This window comes from Niallia circulans (assembly GCF_007273535.1).
Classification (GTDB): domain Bacteria; phylum Bacillota; class Bacilli; order Bacillales; family Cytobacillaceae; genus Niallia; species Niallia circulans_B.
This window is the reverse complement of the sequence record NZ_RIBP01000004.1, coordinates 1,925,610-1,941,763: the sequence shown is the minus strand read 5'-3', so window position 1 is coordinate 1,941,763 and position 16,154 is coordinate 1,925,610. Positions and strand designations below refer to the sequence as shown.

The following is a 16,154-nucleotide window of genomic DNA, read 5'->3' as shown; positions in this document are numbered from 1 at the left end:
GGGTGCAACTAAATGCCACTTACACATGAACATCAATTAGGTTTATTAAAGGACATTTTAAGTAACCATCAAGAAGACTGCTGTGGTTCTGTGTCTGAATGTGAACAACTTGAACGTCTTGTGACTTCCTTGAAGGTCAATGGCAATATTGACCAAAATATTCTTCCTATTCTGGAGGAAATCAGCCAGTACAGCCAGAGAGGGATTCACACAAGCAATTTAAACAATCACATTGAGTCCTCTCAAGAGCAGCTGTCCCAATGGGTTGACGGCATTAATGGATTTACAGGCTAAATTATTAATCCAAGTCATTTAGAAACTGTATCCACTTTTCCATCTCATGATAACGGGATTTCTTTTTATACCATTGGATAGAATTAAGGGTTTGGGCAATCACATACCATTTCATGCGAAGCATAAGGCTGTCTGTCGGTTCAAATCCATATTTTTCAAGCCATTCTGTCCATTCTGATTTTGGGATATACCAGTAAAGAAGCATTCCTAAATCGATTGCTGGATCTGCAATCATTGCTCCATCCCAATCGATTAAATACAACTGGTTGTCTTCTGAAAGCAGCCAGTTGTTATGATTAACATCACAGTGACACACAACTTCTTCTTCGCTCTTTATAAATGGAATATTTTCTTCTAAAAAGGCAATAGACTTCGTAATTGTTTCATTACTAGTCAGCGCTTCATCCAATTCTGCTTTAATGACTGCAAGAATCATATTCGGCATCAGTGTTGTTTTCCCAAGCCTTTTAAGCATTTCCAATAACGGTTTAGATGTATGAATCTTTTTGAGCAGCATAACAACCCTGTCATCTGTCATGTCAGATTGGCTGAACTCTCTGCCAATAAGCCACTGCTGTGCAGTGAATACATCCCCATTTTCAAATCTTTTTGTCCAAACAAGTTTTGGGACAATTCCTTCTGCAGACAAAACGGCTAAAAACGGAGAAGAGTTTCTCTTCAGAAATAGCTTTTGGCCATTGTTTTGGGCGAAAAAGGCTTCTCCTGTTTCTCCGCCTGCAGGGGTTATTTCCCAATCTTGTCCTAATAAATGTTCCAACATTGTTCACCTACTATATATATTGCTCCATGATTTTAGGATGAGTCATTCTTGTTTGAACCTTTTGTATCCCTATTTTTTGTAGGAAGAACAAACAGATTGATTCGTTCTAACTAATAGTATTTCTTTATTCTTAGCGTTTTTACGCGATAAATGGAATATTAATCATCATATAAATTGCCATAATAAACAGAAAAGGACATAGTACAAAAAATAATACTATGCTTATAAAAAAACAATGTATCTTAAATAATGTTTTGTTATAAAAAAAGAGAGCTATTACGATCAGGAACTGACAACAATAGCTATCACATTAAATATTATCTCTTATTAGGTTTTTTAGTCAAGTGTATCTGCAATATAATATTATTTTTCAAAAATTCACTTGCAGGCTTTTCAGTGTTCAGCTTTTTTCTTACCAATAATTGTTATGCTGGTCTGATAAACATCTGCATTTTTTTCTACATTTGGAAAATCATGCAGATATACCTTATCTTTCATTAAGAGCAGCTTCCATTCACCTTCTGGAATATCCATTTTCTGATGTCCATTGTCTGCATTAATAAGGATGTGCAAAGTTTCCCAGTCTCCATAGCTACCGACTTCACTTAGCCTGTATTCAACAAATAAAGGAGAATGAAATTTAATGCTTGCATGTTTTCTTATAAGGTCTGCATTCGGCAGACGGAGTGCAGCTAAAGATTTTCGCAGTTGAATTAGGTCTTTTATAAATTGGACATTGTCAATGAATGTATCTCTTCTGTCCCAATCAAGTCTGTTAATTTCATCTGGTGATTTATAGCTATTTTCCACGCCATATTTCGTTCGGAAGAACTCTTGACCGCTATGCAAAAACGGAATTCCTTGGCTGATTAAAACAAGTGAAGTAGCAAGCACATGCTTTTTACGTTTATTAGCATCCTCTAAATCTGGAAAGCATGCTTCAATTTTATCCCAGAGTGTATAGTTATCATGTGATTCGACGTAATTTATCGTCTGAACTGGCTCCATAAACATTCCAGCCTCATCATCCGTTAAGCCGATGCTGCCTGTCAGCAGATCTTGCACATTAGGCATGCTGCCATTCCCTAAAGCAAAGCCACTGTTCTTCAAGTCAAATGTGCTTCCTTTTATTTGGTCACGGAACTGATCATTGAATTGCCCGATCCGTGGCAGCTTTTCTTGGTTACTAATAATCGCCTTTTCTTCTTCTGGAATCGGCGTTTGTAAATTCCAGCCCTCTCCAAATACAAGGATATCTGTGTCCATGTTATCGCAAATTTCACGAACACCTTGCATTGTCACGACATCCAATATTCCCATTAAATCGAAGCGGAATCCGTCCACCTGGTATTCCTCTAGCCAAAAACGAACCGAATCATGAATATATCTCCGCACCATCAAGCGTTCTGACGCAATATCATTGCCGACACCCGTGCCATTTGCAGGCATTCCATTACCGTCATAACGAAAAAAATATCCCGGGAGGATTTTCTCAAATGGAGAATCTTCTTTTTTGTACACATGATTGTAGACGACATCCGTAATAACCCTTATTCCTTGCTTTTGGACAGCATGGATAAGCTGTTTCAATTCCGTAATCCTCGCATACGGATTTGTCGGGTCAGTCGAATAGCTGCCTTCTGGCACATTAAAATGGGAAGGATTATACCCCCAGTTATATCTTTTGAAGACGTTTAGCTCGTCAACTTCCTCAAAGTCATGGACCGGCAGTAACTCGAGATGTGTTACTCCCAACTCCTTCACATAGGAAAGACCTGTACTTTCACCTGAACTTGTTTTCGTACCAAGCTGGGCAGCCCCTTGATATGTTCCTTTCTTATCTGCACCGCTGTTTGGATGTATCGTAAAGTCGCGAATATGTGTTTCATAAATGATGCTATCAACAGGAGATGGCAGGTCAGGAAGGATAGGCTTCACTGTTTTCGTCTTCCCTAAATCAACAATGACGCCTTTTTCACCATTAACGCTAACAGCAACCGCATAAGGGTCAACCGCCTCTCTCCACTCTAAATTAATAAGAACTAAATACGTGTAGTGAAAACCGTCTACATTTTGTTCAACTTCTGTTGTCCAAGCTCCCTTGTCTTTTTTGCTCATCGGTATTTCACTGCGTGTGTGATTGTGGGGATTTTGCAGTACGAGCTTCACTTGTTGGGCAGTAGGTGCCCATAAGTAAAAACTGCTCATTTCCGTACTGTACTGGATGCCAAGCGGACCTTCATAAAAGTAACGCTCATCAAATTCTTTTGTCCTTATTACCGCACCAATTTGCAAATCAGTACTGCCATTGTGATTATCAATGATTTTATAGCTTTTGCCAGCATCTAACTTCACGGAGGAAATACAAGTGTATTTAGCATACTGCTGTACCGTCTCCTTCGCCTTGATTGTTAAACTAATAGAAGAACCATCCTCTCCCTGTACTGTAAAAGCATTGGCTTCACCGCCATGATACATATACGGAAGCAGTATGGTTATAACAGAAAGCTCATCTAAATAAGCATAATAATCTCTTTTTATGGACAGCATGAATTCCCCACTCCTTCTTCTGTTTCAATTATTAATCAAGATTTCTCTTCTCCTGGGAAATCCCAATCATATCTTCTTACAGAGGTTGTCAAACAATATTGCAAAAGACTTTCTGCCCCTTTTAACTGGATCGCCTTAATCGGTGACTGGTTATTTCTCATCATCTGAAACCATTCATCATAATTTCTTTTCTCAATGATTTTCAGATCATATGGTATTGTTGGATAATCGATATAGCCATTTCTTGTTAAAATCGCTTTTTGAATAGGCAATGTTACATCATGCCTGTCAAAAACACCTCGAATTATCTTTTCTGTTCGGTTCAGTGCAATAACCGGGCTTAAAATCTTTTTTTCTTTGCTATTGTATTTCTTTACCCAAAATTTCTCATTTGAACCAACAAAGACAGCGGAATCTTCTGCTTCCAATACAGTAATACACCAGACTGCAGTTGGTGTTACAAGGATTGTCTCTACCTCAATTGGCGCGTTTTTCAACAAGAAAACTGGCTTATAAAGGACCAGATATGTGTCTGGAAATCGCTGCAAAAAATATTTCAGCAAATCATCATAATAAAATGCTTTCTTGACGGTTGACTTTTCTGTCAGTGTCGAGCTTGCCCATTTCATCTGAAATTGGAAAAGCTGATTTAAAAACTGCAGCTTCAACTGTTCCAAGCTTTGCGGTTCAGTATATTCGTTTGCTTTATAGTCAAAGGAAAATAATTGCTCTTCTTTGTCTTCTTTGTCTTCTTCATCCTTAACGATAGCCGGAAAAAGAAGCGCTTCTTCTTCCTTCCCTTTTCGATTCATCATCCCTCTGATTTTCAGAAAGATAGATTCTTTTTCCTCTGGCAAATATTCCGTCAAATCTGTATTTTCATAAAATATTTGCATGTCTTTTGAATCAAATGCACTTTTTACACCTTCCCATTTTTGCTTCTTCAGACGGACAAAGCGCGACGGATATAGTAGAATATTTTGCTGATAGCGTGATATGTAGTCTTTTAGCTTAATTAATTGTGCCAAAGCTTTTCCCCCTAAAACACCTGTACTTATAATTTTTTCGTATATATTGCTTCATATTTAGGTTCTTTATTTAAGTGTGTTTGAAATAATGAGAATTGATTTACATCAAATGAAACCAATTCTTCCACAAATGGAGATTCTATCGCAAGCCTGTCTGCTTGAAATTTCTCTTGTCCAGCCCATTTTCTTGCAAGGGTAATATGCGGATGGAACGGCCTTTTTTCTAACGTAAAGCCAGCCTGTTTGCAATACTCATGTACATTCTCTTGCAGCCTGAATAGTACTGGATTCTCGTCCACTCCAAGCCAGAAAATTCGTGGACTTGCTTCATTCCCAAATACACCTAATTTATCGATATTTAAAGTAAATCTCTCTGTATTATATAAAGCATTATCCAAAATTGCCGTAAGCTCATTCCGCTTCTCTTCTGGGGCATCTCCTAAAAACGCTAACGTTAAATGGTAGTCTTGCGGATGCACCCATTTTTTAAAGGGGAAGGCTGCTTGAAGTATTGCTTTTTTATCTACTATCTGTTGTCTGGCAGCTTCCGGCAAGCCAATTGCTAAAAAATAATGTGTATTCATTGTCATAAAGAGCATCCTTTTAAAAGTAAATTATTTTTTTTATGGGCAATTATAGCTATAATACTATTAAATATTTGTAAAAAGTCCTTTTAGAAAAATAAATATATTGTTATTATATATCCTTTTCACTTGATTTTAATCTTATTGCGCAAAAACGGATATGTAAAAAACTTTCACCTTATCAGCAATCACCATCTAGCAGCAATTTTATTCATTTCTAGAAAAAAGAAAGTAGGAATAATAATGAAATTATATGAATCCGTAACTGAACTTATTGGCGACACACCGTTAGTCCGACTTAATCGTATTACAGAAAGTAACGGTGCTGCCATCTATGCGAAACTGGAATATTTCAACCCTAGCCGAAGTGTGAAGGACAGAGCAGCTTTTAGCATGATTGAAGCTGCCGAAAGAGAAGGCAAGCTTGTGCCTGGTGCGACGATAATCGAGCCGACAAGCGGGAATACTGGTATTGGCTTGGCGATGAATGCAGCTGCTAAAGGTTATCGAGCAATTCTTGTGATGCCGGACACAATGACAAAAGAAAGAATTAACATCTTAAAAGCATACGGAGCAGAGGTTGTTCTGACACCAGGAGAAGAAAAAATGCCTGGCAGTATAAGAAAAGCACTGGAGCTGCAAGAACAAATACCAAACTCCTTTGTACCAATGCAATTTAGCAACAATCATAACCCAGAAGCACACCGCAAAACGACAGCTCCTGAAATAATCGCTGCAATGACAGAGCTTAATAAACCTCTGGCTGCATTTGTGGCAACAGCAGGAACTGGCGGTACAATTACCGGAACTGGAGAAGTCTTAAAGGCAGCATTTCCTGACATAAGAGTGCATGTTGCAGAGCCTGCCGGATCTCCTGTTCTTTCTGGGGGAGCGCCTGGCAAACATAAGCTTGTTGGAACAAGCCCAGGGTTTATTCCAGACATCTTAAACCAAGACGTATATAATAAAATTCACCTAGTTCGTGATGAAGAGGCATATAAATATACAAGAAGATTGGCCCTTGAAGAAGGAATATTAGCAGGCCCGTCTTCAGGTGCTGCTTGCTATGCTGCTGTCCAAGTTGCAAAGAAATTGTCACCAGATGATGTTGTTGTCTTTATCGTTTGCGACACTGGTGAGAGATATTTATCCAGTGATGTGTTTGCATTTGATTAACAAACAATCCCTCCGCTGCTGCCGGAGGGATTGTTTGGTTTGTATGCAGTTTATGCTAGTTGGTTGCATTCATGTTCAATTGCGTCCTTGAATAGCTGCTGCAGCTTTCTTGCTACTGGACCAATTTCACCATTCCCAACTGGCACATTGTTAATGGAAATGATCGGCATTACTTCTGCCGTAGTGCTTGATAAAAATACCTCATCAGCATCTATTAAGTCCTCAATGGTAAATGCTGCTTCTACCACTTCCATGTCATTTCCCCGACATAGCTCAATTATCTTCTGTCTTGTAATGCCATTTAAGATAAACTGATTAGCTTCATGTGTTTTAACCGCATTATCCTTAATAATCCAAATATTAGAGGAGCTGCCCTCCGTTACAGTTAAGTCCCGATATTGAATGCTTTCATAGCAGTCAGCTTCTGTTGCTTTTTGCTTTGCAATCACATTTCCAAGAAGGTTCAAGCTTTTAATATCACATCTTGACCAGCGAATATCCTCGACTGTAATGGCTGTAACACCATTATCAAGCTGCTCCGTTGGCCTTTCTACTTCTTTCGTATAGGCAATATACGTTGGAGGAGTATCCTCTGCAGGAAATGCATGGTTCCTCGCGCTTACGCCTCTTGTGACCTGCATATACACTATTCCAGTTTTAAGACTATTCTTTTCAATAAGCTGCTCAAGCAGACTTTTAAACTCTTCAACAGAATAACCAATTTGTATGCTTAATTTGTCACCACTGCTAAGCAGACGTTCAAGATGCTCGTTTGCAGTAAACAGCTGTCCATTATATACCCTTATTACTTCATATATGCCGTCACCGAACTGGTAGCCTCTATCTTCAATATCTACCTTTGCTTCCGATCTGTCTATAAACGCTCCATTCATCCATACAATACTCAATTTCTCTCCCCCTTATATATTGTTCTTATTTTTATTTAGCAAGCTCATAAATTGCTTGGGCATAAATCGCAGTAGCCTTTAGCAAGTCCTCTATATACATATACTCATCTTTTTTATGCGCAATATCCTCTCTACCTGGGAACAATGGCCCGAATGCAACACCATTTTCAAGTGACCTTGCATATGTTCCGCCCCCGATAGAGATTAACTCTGCTTTCTCACCAGTCTGTTCAAGATACACTTTAGTTAATGTTTTGATCAATTCCGAGTTCTTATCAACATGATGTGGCTTGGAATTTGTAAAATGATCGATGAAAAAGCCTTTTTCGGCAAGCAGCTCATCTAAAACAGCTTTTGTTTCTTCAATCTTATTTGTTACAGGATAACGGCATGTTAAACCTAATTTTCCTCCGTTTTGTTGATCATAGTGAAGAATGCCAACATTTAATGTCAAATCTCCAGTTATATCATCATTGTAAGCTACTCCCAGCTTATGTCCTCTTGAATCATCTTCAAAATAGCTCTTCACAAACTCGAAGTAAGCTGCTGCCGTTTCATCAAGGTCTAAATCAGCTATAAAAGAAGCAAGCTTCAATCCTGCATTAACACCATTTTTCGGCTCTAGCCCATGTGCAGACACTCCCTCCATTTCCAGAACGAGGTTACCTGCGTCGACTATGTATTGGCCTTTTGCCTTTTCCTTGCTTAAATACTCTTGGAAGCGTTGAATCACTTCTGTTTGATCGACACTGACATGAAGCCTTGCTTCTGCAAAATCTGGGACCATATTGTATCTTCTGCCAGAAGAGAACGCAACTACTTCCACCTTACCTGACTTGGCCTGTACTTTTTTGTGCAGTGATTGGACAATATCAAAATCGGAAATTCCCTTTTCTGCATAAATAATGGGAAAGTCTGCATCTGGAGCAAAGCCCATTGTCGGCATTTCTTCTTCTTCAAAATAAGTTGTTACACATCGCCAATCACTTTCTTCATCTGTGCCAATTATCATTTTGACTTCCTTCGTAATCGGCAAATTAAGTTCTTTTATTATTTTCATCGCATAGTAAGCAGCCATTGTTGGACCTTTATCATCCAAGGCTCCTCTTGCAAATATTTTACCATCACGGATCTCCGCACTGTAAGGATCGCTTGTCCAGCCGTCCCCTTCCGGCACGACATCCACATGACAAAGGATACCGATGCTTTCTTCTCCTGAGCCAAATGTGACATGACCGGCTACATTCTTGACATTTTTCTCTATAAATCCGTCTTTTTTGCCAAGCTCCAGCATATACGTCAAAGCTTCTTTAACCCCTTTACCAAACGGAGCATCCTCTGTAGCATTTTCTTCATCCAACACACTTTTTATTTGCAGCAATCCTTGCAAATCATGAATGAAGTCATCTTTACGATTATGCACTTCTTTTAACCAATCTAATGCTTTCACTAACCTAAGCCTCCTTAACATATTGAAGCAATATGCTTTTGCTCGTTAAAAGGATGGATTTCATAATTGTTTTTAAAATTACATCCTTTTGTATCAAGTTGCATAGAAATATTTTACCATAATCTCTCTACTTCTTATCAAAAAAAGACAAGTACTAGTTAAGAAATGCTGGTCCAATCTTATTTTGTACAATTCTTCCTCTTTTTCCACACAATCAGGAAAAAATTTTCTGATTTAAGAATCTTCCTGTAAAATAGGGAAAAAGTAAGGAAAGGAATGAGGAGATGGGATATATTGAGGAATTGCGGCAAAAGGTTGGCAAAATGCCACTTATACTCGTTGGAGCGGTTGTCATCATTGCTGACAACAACAACAAGGTCCTTTTGCAGGAAAGAACGCATCCACATAAAGTATGGGGACTCCCTGGCGGTCTGATGGAATTGGCAGAAAGCACGGTGAAGACGGCAAAACGCGAGGTTTTTGAAGAGACAGGCTTAAGCGTTGAAGAGCTCGAGCTGTTAAACATTTATTCTGGCCAAGAATTCTACACGGTTGCAGCAAACGGTGATCCGTTTTATTCGGTTACAGCCGCATATTATACAAAGCAGTTTAGTGGGCAAATCCAAGTAAACAAGGATGAGGGCTTTACACTTGCGTTCTTTAGCAAGGACAATCTTCCTGAGAAAATGGTCGGCAGCCACAGGAAATTTTTGCAGGACTATTTCGCATTATCTGAGAATAAAACATAAGCGGCTGGATAATCCAGCCGCTTACCTTTTATTGATATAGATAACTTTCTAGCAGACTAATTGTTTCTTCATCTCCATAACTCTCTGCATAGTCAAAAGCTGTGTAGCCATATGCGTCCTGTAATGTAACATCGGCTCCGTTAAACAGTAAAAGTTTTAAAAGTTCAGGATTTGATCCTCCATCAATAGCAGACATAAGTGGTGTATATCCTTCATCATCCTGTGAATTCGGGTCTGCCCCGCTTTCAAGTAAGGTACTGACTGTCTCTATATCATTATTGTATGCTGCTTCATGAAGCTCTGTATATCCTCCATAATAAAGGTCATCAGCATCTCCATATCCCGCTGGCAGTTCTGATTCTAGATACGGAATAATGTTTGATTTCTCAATAAAAGTTGTAATTCCGGCAATCACGGCAATGATTAATCCAATGGAAACAAGGCAAGCCGCTGCAAATAAACCAATGCCTATCCATAACCCCTTCTTAGATTCCTTTAAAGGCCGAACTTCCTCTGCATTGTAAAAGGACTCAATTGCATAAATCCTTTTTGGCAAATGAGGATGTGTTGATAGCTTTTCATTAAACCATACAAAGAAGCCGCTCTCCTTCTCAAGTTGCTCCATATATGCTTCTTTATTGACTTTTTTGTAAAGTGTCGTGCCAATTCCCAGCATTGTAAGTGCGTTCTTGGCTGCATCAAAGGATTGTACATAATAGGCTGCTGTTCTGTCGCAAGTATATTCACATGCTCGCATGTATGCATTTCCCAGGAAAGGAATATACAGTGCCGGCAATAGGAAAAATCCAAAATGAACATGTTTCCGTTTTAAATGAGTAAACTCATGTGCCAAGATGAACATTACTTCCTTTTCTGCTCCTTTATCAACCATTTCAAAAATACTGGAATATAACACTACCATATTCCTGCGAACAAACTTAGTCGCAAATGCATTAAGTATTCCTTCTGATTCCAAGATATAAATATCCGGGAGCTTGCTTAATTCAAGATCCTTGGCAATGCCAATTGCCTGTGCATATAGCTCTGGAAATTGATTTTCGCTTAGTCTAACGCCATTTCTTCTAATTCCTCCCATGGAAAGTGCATGAAGAAACAGCATGATTGCTGTTAATACCGCAAAAAATATAATGCCAATAATCGAAAACAGCAACAAGATTAACGTTCCAACGCTGACCAGCAATACGAGGACAAAATAAATAGTCTCTCTGGGATGGACAAGCTGTTCTTTTCTAATGTTATCCAAATGACCAATCCTCCAACATGTTTATTTACTAGATTATAATGGTAAAAAAAGTACAAATAAACAGTTTTATTCCTTTTTGATAAAATTATTATCATAAAATTATCAGTTTGTACCATATGATTAAATAAGCAAGTTAATCAGGAGGTGGTATATTTATACATTAATAATCAAATATTTTGTAAATTTAATTAAATAATGTAGAATTAAACAGTAAATAGGGATACAATATTTATATGAGTTCATTATTGTTCACTATTAGCCATTTGCAAAGGAGTTGTCTGTAAAAAAGAAAATTACATACGCTTGAAGAACAAATCTTCAAATAAGCTGTCGGTCGTAGGAATTTGCCAAAGGTTTGAAAAAAGGATAGGGAGTGGTTTATTGAAACCTTCAACTAACCGGATGTTAAACCGTATCAAATCCGTCTACATGTTTATTAGTAAGCGTGGAACAGTAACAACACAAGAGCTAGTGGAGGAATTTGGTATTACTCCTCGGACGATTCAAAGGGATTTGAATGTGTTAGCTTATAACGATTTGGTGCAGAGCCCTAGTCGTGGAAAATGGACAACAACTAGAAAAAAAGTGAAAATGACTTCTTAAGCTTACAAACAAAGATTAATTATTGAAAAATATACTAATCTAAAATCGTGTATTCATAAAAAAACGCCAAAACAAGTGTTTGGCGTTTTTTTATGTTGCTGTTGCTATTCATTTACTTCATATTGTTGAAGCATGTCTATTTCTTCTGTTGTAAGCTCCCTGTACTCTCCTAATTCCAATGTTTCGTCGAGCTTCAGTGGTCCCATGGAATTACGTTTTAAGTACGTAACTTTTTTGCCGACACTCTCGAACATCCTTTTAACTTGATGGAATTTGCCTTCTGAAATAGTCAGTTCAATATCGGAAGTTTCTCCAGCCTTCAAGATGACAAGATCACCTGGCTTTGTTACATAGCCATCATCAAGCATTACTCCCTTTTTAAAGGACTCGATATCTTCTTCTGTTACAACCCCTTTAATGACAGCAAAATACGTTTTCGGCACATGCTTTTTCGGTGAAAGCAGACGGTGGGACAGCTTTCCATCATTTGTTAGCAGCAATAGTCCCTCCGTATCCTTATCAAGCCTTCCGACAGGAAATGGATTATAGACAGCATCCTCAATCTCAAGCAGATCAACGACCGTCTCCTCTCTCGAATCCTCTGTCGCAGAGATGACACCTGGCGGCTTGTTCATCATTAAATAGATGAACTCCTTGTATTCCACAACGTCTCCATGCAATGTGATAACATCATTTTCTGGGTCAACCTGCTGCTTCGCATCCTTGATAACCTCATCATTAACCTTAACAGCCTTGCTTTTCAACAGTGACTTTACGTCTTTTCTACTGCCATATCCTAAATTGGCAAGCAGTTTATCTATTCTCATTTTTTTCATTCGTATTGCCATCCGTTTCTTTAAACTTTTTACTTCTTATATTAAAATGGCAGCCTCAGCTTCCTTTTGATAGATGCTGCCCGTTCTCCTAATAACAGGTAGACAAGCTTGGAGCGATATGCTAAATAGATATAAAGCAAACCGCCTGCTAATCCGACAATTCCAACCATAAGCAGGGAAGAAATAACTGATTCTGGCTTCAAAAACAGTCCAAGAAGTTTGTACACTATTTCTGCACCAACATACATTAGAAACGTGAAGCCGATGATAAGCACACTTCTTCGCAGCACGAGCCTGAACGGATATTTTGCAAAAACCCTGATAACAAAGATATTAATGATGATCGCAGCAGTATATCCTAATGCAGTAGCCAATATAGCTCCATTTGCTTCCCATCTTTCAATTAGCGGCATGTTTAAGCTTAGCTTGACCAACAACCCCACTAAAAGACTCAAAACAGTAAATCGCTGTTCGTTTATCCCTTGCAGAATCGCGGCAGTAACGGCATACAGAGAGAAAAGAATCGCAACTGGTGCATATAAACGCAGTACCTCTGTTCCTAAAGCCAAATCTGTTGTCCCGTAAAACAGACGGTAAACTGGCTCAGCTAACACCGATAATCCTATTGTAGCCGGTAAGGTAATAAATAATAATATTTGAAATGCTTGGTTTAAATTATGGTTAACAGACTTTTGATCTCCACTAACAAATGCTCTTGTTATCATCGGTACGAGTGTCATCGAAAAAGCCGTAGCCAATGACACAGGTATGATGACAATTTTATGTGTCTGATAATTAAATGCATTTAATTGTGTTTCTGAAATGGCGCTTAACCCGACAACAGCCATAGCACGGTTAAAGGTTATTGTATCGATAAATTGAAAGAGCGGGTTCGCTATTCCGACAAAAACGAATGGTGCTGCCGAAATGAGTATCTCTTTATACATGGAACCTAATGATATATCTGTAATTTGCTGTCTATCTTCTTCAAGCATAGCGTTAAAATGTTTTTTTCTTTTAACCCAATAATAGATAAGAACAGCAAGACCACCAATCGCACCGACAAATGCGGCAAATGTCGAAATGCTGACTGCAGTTACAATATCGCCTTTGAAAACGTACAAAACGGCAGCTGCTCCAGCAAGCATGAAAATAATCCGCACAATCTGCTCGACAACCTGAGATACAGCAGACGGCCCCATAGATTCATGCCCTTGAAAGAAGCCGCGAATCAAGCTCATGACAGGAACGACGATAACAGCAAAGCTAACTGCCCTAATAACAGTCGTTACATCCTTGACACTAGAGTCTAAATCATCCTCAGGAATATTAATTTCTGCAAGAAATGGTGCAAGGAAATACATGGCAAGGAAGCAGACAATTCCCGTACAGGTCATTACAAGCAGACCTGACTTAAAAAGGCGCCTGCTGACCCCATACTCTCCCATCGCGTTATATTTGGATATAAATTTACTGACAGCAAGAGGTATCCCTGCTGTTGCAATACTGATGACAATCGTATAAGCTACATATGAATATTGATAAAGGATAGTTCCTTCTTTTCCGACAATCATATTAAACGGGATAACATAGAACAATCCCAGTGCTTTTGATATCATAGTTCCGAGTGTTAGAATAAACGTACCTCTCAACAATTTTGACGACATATAATCCCTTCCTTAAACGAAGCTGCAATGTAACATAACAAATTATTTTAACACGAAATGAATGAAGATAATAAGTGTAATACTGAGCAATTTTTTTAAAACACTATTAGTAGTTTACCTTTTCTTGGCTAGAAACGCTACTTTAGCTTGCAAATAAAGAAAATAGACTATTTATGTCAGCTCTATTATAGGAAAAAAGAAAGTAGGTTCACTAATGCAATATGATGTAATAGTAATAGGGGGCGGTCCGTCTGGATTAATGGCAGCAATCGGTGCTGCCGATTCCAATGCGAAAGTCCTGTTGATTGATAAAGGAGAAAAGCTAGGACGGAAGCTTGCCATTTCTGGTGGCGGCAGATGTAATGTAACAAATCGCCTGCCAGTCGAGGAAATTATTAAACATATTCCAGGAAACGGCCGTTTTCTGTACAGCGGTTTTTCTATCTTTAGTAATGAAGATATTATTGCGTTTTTTGAGAATTTAGGAATTGCCTTAAAGGAAGAAGATCATGGCAGAATGTTCCCAGTCTCTAACAAGGCTCAGTCCGTTGTGGATGCCTTATTACAGGAGCTTAGCAGGCTGAAGGTCGAAATTCGTACAAATACTCCTGTTAAGACTGTCGTATATAATCAAGATGGCACGAAAACAATTCAACTGCAAAATGGCAAAGAGGCAGTGTGCAAATCACTTATCATTGCTGTTGGCGGGAAATCTGTTCCCCATACTGGTTCAACTGGGGATGGCTATGCTTGGGCACAAAGTGCTGGTCACACTATTACTGAGCTGTTTCCCACAGAGGTTCCTGTCACTTCCAGCGAAAAATTCATTAAAGAGAAAACCTTACAAGGCTTGTCTTTAAGAGATGTTGCTCTTAGTGTATTGAACCAAAAAGGAAAACCGATTATCACACATAAGATGGACATGATCTTCACTCACTTAGGAATCAGCGGTCCAGCTGTTTTACGCTGCAGCCAGTTTGTCGTGAAAGAGCTGAAGAAAACGAAATTAGCAGAGGTTCCAGTATCGATAGATTCATTCCCTGATAAAAAGGAAGAACCACTGTTACAGGAAATTAGCAAACTTGTTAAGGACGAGCCTAAAAAAGCAGTTAAGAATATCTTAAAAGGCTTCTTAACAGAACGCTATCTACTATTTTTGCTTGAGCTGGCAGATATTGACCCTGCAGCACAAGGAGCAACAGTTTCGCAGGATAAGCTGAAAAAATTCACAGCTTTATGCAAAGCATTTACTTTTAATGTAAACGGAACACTGCCATTGGAGAAAGCATTTGTTACTGGCGGCGGTGTCTCTATCAAGGAAGTTTCACCGAAAACAATGGAATCAAAGCTTATGCCTGGACTGTTCTTCTGCGGGGAAATATTGGACATTCATGGATATACAGGAGGGTATAACATCACAAGTGCGTTTGTAACAGGAAGACTTGCTGGTGTTAATGCCGCTTTAGAAGCAAAGAATATATATAACTAAAAAAATAAGCTGAACGGCTTTACAAAGTCCGTTCAGCTTTTATAAATAATCATGGAGGAGAAGCAATATATTTGTTCCTCATTGTCTTCTTGTAATGCAGCAATATTATACTTTATATCCACAAGCTTCTTTTCATCTATCTTCTCCAAAAACTTATTCATTTCCATTTCCAAATCTTTTTCATGCTCTTGGTCGAATAATTTCACCTTAATCATCTATCCAACTCTCCTAATGTGACAGAATATTCTATTAAAATATTAGCCAAATTCACACTATTTTAGACCTAAAAAAGAGAAATAAAAAAAACCCTTCCACTAATGAAGCAGAAGGGAGTATTGTTCACACTGTTTTACCGTTCCAGCTAAGCATTCCACCGACCATGTTAACAGCCTTATAGCCTTTGTCTTCAAGGAAATAGCAAACATTCTCGCTTCTTTTTCCAGAGCGGCATATAAAGATATATTCTTTATCCTGTGAGAAATAGTCTAGGTTTTCAGGAATATCATTCATGCGAATATGTTTAGCGCCTGGAATCATTCCTTCTGCTACTTCTTCATCCTCACGAACATCAACAAGCTCCAGCTTTTCCCCTTTATTTAGCTTGTCCTCTAATTCTGCTGTTGTAATTATCTTAATATCTTCCACTTATTGTTTCCTCCATTCAACCGTTACTTATCTTGTTAACTCTACTCATTGTAATATAGAACAATTAAAAAAAAGATGCAAATCCAATGGCTTTTTTTTAAGACAAAAAAGTCCAGCCACAATAACTGGC

General features: G+C 38.5%; 16 protein-coding genes. 5 read left to right on the top strand and 11 right to left on the bottom strand.

The features are described 5' to 3' along the window. The first annotated feature begins 12 nt into the window (after nt 1-12). Nucleotides 13-294, top strand: coding sequence for a YtzH-like family protein (locus CEQ21_RS17515; RefSeq protein WP_185765622.1), 282 nt, complete (start codon nt 13-15; stop codon nt 292-294). 4 nt (nt 295-298) lie between these two features. Here the strand turns inward: CEQ21_RS17515 and CEQ21_RS17510 are convergent, their stop codons facing one another. From CEQ21_RS17510 to thpR, 4 genes are all read right to left on the bottom strand, one after another. Further along, a complete protein-coding gene (locus tag CEQ21_RS17510; protein WP_185767315.1) occupies nt 299-1,072 on the bottom strand; it encodes a phosphotransferase family protein in 774 nt (257 codons plus the stop codon). A gap of 396 nt (nt 1,073-1,468) precedes the next feature. Continuing rightward, complete coding sequence (pulA, locus tag CEQ21_RS17505; RefSeq protein WP_185765621.1) at nt 1,469-3,625, bottom strand: type I pullulanase; 2,157 nt, start codon at nt 3,623-3,625, stop codon at nt 1,469-1,471. 35 nt (nt 3,626-3,660) lie between these two features. Continuing rightward, the gene (locus CEQ21_RS17500; RefSeq protein WP_185765620.1) at nt 3,661-4,653 is read right to left on the bottom strand and encodes an NERD domain-containing protein; all 993 of its coding nucleotides are present in this window, start codon (nt 4,651-4,653) and stop codon (nt 3,661-3,663) included. A 26-nt stretch (nt 4,654-4,679) separates the two neighbouring features. Then, nucleotides 4,680-5,243, bottom strand: a complete 564-nt coding sequence (thpR, locus tag CEQ21_RS17495) for an RNA 2',3'-cyclic phosphodiesterase (RefSeq protein WP_185765619.1) — start codon at nt 5,241-5,243, stop codon at nt 4,680-4,682. A 237-nt stretch (nt 5,244-5,480) separates the two neighbouring features. Between thpR and cysK the strand changes: the two genes are divergently transcribed. Further along, complete coding sequence (gene cysK / locus CEQ21_RS17490; protein WP_185765618.1) at nt 5,481-6,413, top strand: cysteine synthase A; 933 nt, start codon at nt 5,481-5,483, stop codon at nt 6,411-6,413. 50 nt (nt 6,414-6,463) lie between these two features. Here the strand turns inward: cysK and dat are convergent, their stop codons facing one another. After that, on the bottom strand, nt 6,464-7,321 hold the full coding sequence (gene dat, locus CEQ21_RS17485) for a D-amino-acid transaminase (RefSeq protein WP_185765617.1): 858 nt from the start codon (nt 7,319-7,321) through the stop codon (nt 6,464-6,466). 31 nt (nt 7,322-7,352) lie between these two features. Next, complete coding sequence (gene pepV, locus CEQ21_RS17480; RefSeq protein ID WP_185765616.1) at nt 7,353-8,771, bottom strand: dipeptidase PepV; 1,419 nt, start codon at nt 8,769-8,771, stop codon at nt 7,353-7,355. 284 nt (nt 8,772-9,055) lie between these two features. Between pepV and CEQ21_RS17475 the strand changes: the two genes are divergently transcribed. Continuing rightward, on the top strand, nt 9,056-9,520 hold the full coding sequence (locus CEQ21_RS17475; RefSeq protein WP_185765615.1) for an NUDIX hydrolase: 465 nt from the start codon (nt 9,056-9,058) through the stop codon (nt 9,518-9,520). 28 nt (nt 9,521-9,548) lie between these two features. Here CEQ21_RS17475 and CEQ21_RS17470 read toward each other — a convergent pair whose 3' ends face one another. After that, nucleotides 9,549-10,784 (bottom strand): M48 family metallopeptidase, encoded by a 1,236-nt coding sequence (locus CEQ21_RS17470; RefSeq protein ID WP_185765614.1) that lies wholly within the window; start codon nt 10,782-10,784, stop codon nt 9,549-9,551. A 381-nt stretch (nt 10,785-11,165) separates the two neighbouring features. On the opposite strand from CEQ21_RS17470, the gene CEQ21_RS17465 reads away from it, so the two are divergent. After that, on the top strand, nt 11,166-11,387 hold the full coding sequence (locus CEQ21_RS17465) for a DeoR family transcriptional regulator (RefSeq protein ID WP_016202849.1): 222 nt from the start codon (nt 11,166-11,168) through the stop codon (nt 11,385-11,387). A 104-nt stretch (nt 11,388-11,491) separates the two neighbouring features. On the opposite strand, the gene CEQ21_RS17460 is transcribed toward CEQ21_RS17465, so the two are convergent. Together CEQ21_RS17460 and CEQ21_RS17455 are read right to left on the bottom strand one after the other, a co-directional pair. Then, nucleotides 11,492-12,214 carry a pseudouridine synthase gene (locus tag CEQ21_RS17460; protein WP_185767314.1) on the bottom strand — a complete coding sequence of 241 codons (723 nt, stop codon included), beginning with the start codon at nt 12,212-12,214 and terminating at the stop codon, nt 11,492-11,494. 50 nt (nt 12,215-12,264) lie between these two features. Next, complete coding sequence (locus tag CEQ21_RS17455; protein ID WP_185765613.1) at nt 12,265-13,890, bottom strand: putative polysaccharide biosynthesis protein; 1,626 nt, start codon at nt 13,888-13,890, stop codon at nt 12,265-12,267. Nucleotides 13,891-14,104: 214 nt separating this feature from the next. Between CEQ21_RS17455 and CEQ21_RS17450 the strand changes: the two genes are divergently transcribed. Next, nucleotides 14,105-15,379 carry a BaiN/RdsA family NAD(P)/FAD-dependent oxidoreductase gene (locus CEQ21_RS17450; protein ID WP_185765612.1) on the top strand — a complete coding sequence of 425 codons (1,275 nt, stop codon included), beginning with the start codon at nt 14,105-14,107 and terminating at the stop codon, nt 15,377-15,379. A 32-nt stretch (nt 15,380-15,411) separates the two neighbouring features. Here the strand turns inward: CEQ21_RS17450 and CEQ21_RS17445 are convergent, their stop codons facing one another. Next, entirely contained in the window at nt 15,412-15,594 is a 183-nt protein-coding gene (locus CEQ21_RS17445; protein WP_144458259.1) for a sporulation protein Cse60, read from the bottom strand. A 124-nt stretch (nt 15,595-15,718) separates the two neighbouring features. Further along, nucleotides 15,719-16,024, bottom strand: coding sequence for a rhodanese-like domain-containing protein (locus tag CEQ21_RS17440; protein ID WP_185765611.1), 306 nt, complete (start codon nt 16,022-16,024; stop codon nt 15,719-15,721). Nucleotides 16,025-16,154 lie beyond the last annotated feature (130 nt).

Coding starts and splice junctions, on each gene's coding strand:
- CEQ21_RS17460 (WP_185767314.1), bottom strand. CDS start 12,214: ATGAGAATAGATAAACTGCTTGCCAATTTAGGATATGGCAGTAGAAAA.
- pulA (WP_185765621.1), bottom strand. CDS start 3,625: ATGCTGTCCATAAAAAGAGATTATTATGCTTATTTAGATGAGCTTTCT.
- CEQ21_RS17515 (WP_185765622.1), top strand. CDS start 13: ATGCCACTTACACATGAACATCAATTAGGTTTATTAAAGGACATTTTA.
- CEQ21_RS17450 (WP_185765612.1), top strand. CDS start 14,105: ATGCAATATGATGTAATAGTAATAGGGGGCGGTCCGTCTGGATTAATG.
- CEQ21_RS17475 (WP_185765615.1), top strand. CDS start 9,056: ATGGGATATATTGAGGAATTGCGGCAAAAGGTTGGCAAAATGCCACTT.
- cysK (WP_185765618.1), top strand. CDS start 5,481: ATGAAATTATATGAATCCGTAACTGAACTTATTGGCGACACACCGTTA.
- CEQ21_RS17445 (WP_144458259.1), bottom strand. CDS start 15,594: ATGATTAAGGTGAAATTATTCGACCAAGAGCATGAAAAAGATTTGGAA.
- CEQ21_RS17455 (WP_185765613.1), bottom strand. CDS start 13,890: ATGTCGTCAAAATTGTTGAGAGGTACGTTTATTCTAACACTCGGAACT.
- thpR (WP_185765619.1), bottom strand. CDS start 5,243: ATGACAATGAATACACATTATTTTTTAGCAATTGGCTTGCCGGAAGCT.